Origin of the sequence: Youxingia wuxianensis (genome assembly GCF_014385085.1) — a bacterium.
Lineage (GTDB): Bacteria > Bacillota > Clostridia > Oscillospirales > Ruminococcaceae > Youxingia > Youxingia wuxianensis.
Map to the genome: position 1 here is coordinate 1 of NZ_JACRTD010000027.1, position 1,522 is coordinate 1,522.

A 1,522-nucleotide genomic window follows, 5' to 3' on the forward strand; every position below is an offset into this window, starting at 1 on the left:
GCTGTGTGAGGTAGTTAGAGTTATCCGGAAGGGTATAACGAAAGGAGAGTAAGCATGAGTAAGACAATGCGCAACATCATCTGTTACGGACTGCTGATCATCTTATCGATAGCAGCAATAGTAGCGGGACCGGAAGTGGGGAGCCCAATAGAAGCATATGGGTTCTGGAGTGCAATACCAGTACTGTTTATCTTCACGTTTATCATCATCACGACAAGAACCATCGAAGGATTTTTGTGGGCGACGGTGCTGGCGTGTGTAATCAAGTACAAAGGGTTATTCTTCCAAGGGACAATGGACGAAATACAGCTGACGTTCCAGGATCCAGATAGCATATGGCTGTTTTTGATTTTCGCGTTGGCAGGGGTACTGTTCATGATATTGAACAAGAGCGGAGCAGGGACATTTTTTGCGCGGGCGATGGCGAAATTTGCGAAGAGCGCAAAAGTATCGCTGCTGTTCACATGGATATTACCGACTCCGTTATGTATAGATGACTATATGTCGATGTTAACGGTAGGGGCATGTATGTCGCCGGTAAACGACGAGTTTAAAGTACCGAGAGAGATGACGGCGTATGTAGTAAGATCAGCGGGAGCGCCGCCGGCATGTTTCTTACCGATCGGAGCATGGGCGATCTTCGTAGCGTCGTTGCTGGAAGCGAACGGGATGGCGGAAACAGGAGCAGGGGTAGCGACCTATCTGACAAAAGTAATGCCGTTTTTGTTTTTCCCAATGGCAGGAATGCTGGTATCGCTGCTGGTAATTTTGGGAGTAATTCCGAAATTCGGCAGAATGAAGAAAGCGTTTGAAAGAGTAGAGGCAGGGGGACCAGTATCTCCAGTAGTAGAAGGAGAAGAAGTAGGAGTAGAAGAAGCGACCGAGCCGAGACCGGGAGTCAATCTGATCCACTTTTTGGTACCGATCGTACTGATCTTCTTATTTGCGTTTTTTGTATTTGACTTAGAGATGCTGTATTCGATGACAGCGGGTATTTCCGTAACGTTGATATTCTATGTGGCGACCAAGGTGTTCAGCATCATGGATGCGATCAGCGCGGTATACGAAGGGTTCAACTACATGTGTGAAATGCTGGTAATGCTGATCTTTGGATTTAGCCTGTGCCGGCTGGTAAGTGAGTTAGGGTTCACAGAGTATGTAGTGGGCTTGGCGGAAAGCGTAGTAACACCGGCGTTGTTCCCAGTGATTATCTTCTTGGTATTCGCGATTTCGGAATTTTTCGTATCGTTCAACTATACACTGTACATGATAGCGATGCCGATCGTAATTGCATTGGCGGAAGCGTTGGGAGCGAACCCGTATGTAGGGATTGCGGCGCTGGTATCGGCTGGAGTATGGGGATACCTGGCGTGCTTCTCTGCGGATGGAGGCATTCTGGTAAGTGGTGCGTGTAGTCTGAGCCTGTATGAAGAGAACATGGCGCAGATCCCGTACATGGTGATTGCCTTGGTGCTGGCGGCCTTAGGATATTTGGTTGCTGGTCTCGTTATGTAAGTTAATT

The 1,522-nt window shown here is 48.0% G+C and carries 1 protein-coding gene; it reads left to right on the forward strand.

Going from position 1 to position 1,522, the window contains the following annotated elements; genetic code table 11:
* Positions 1 to 54 precede the first annotated feature (54 nt).
* Positions 55 to 1,515 (forward strand): Na+/H+ antiporter NhaC family protein, encoded by a 1,461-nt coding sequence (locus tag H8705_RS13615; RefSeq protein ID WP_262396320.1) that lies wholly within the window; start codon positions 55 to 57, stop codon positions 1,513 to 1,515.
* The last annotated feature ends 7 nt before the right edge of the window (positions 1,516 to 1,522 follow it).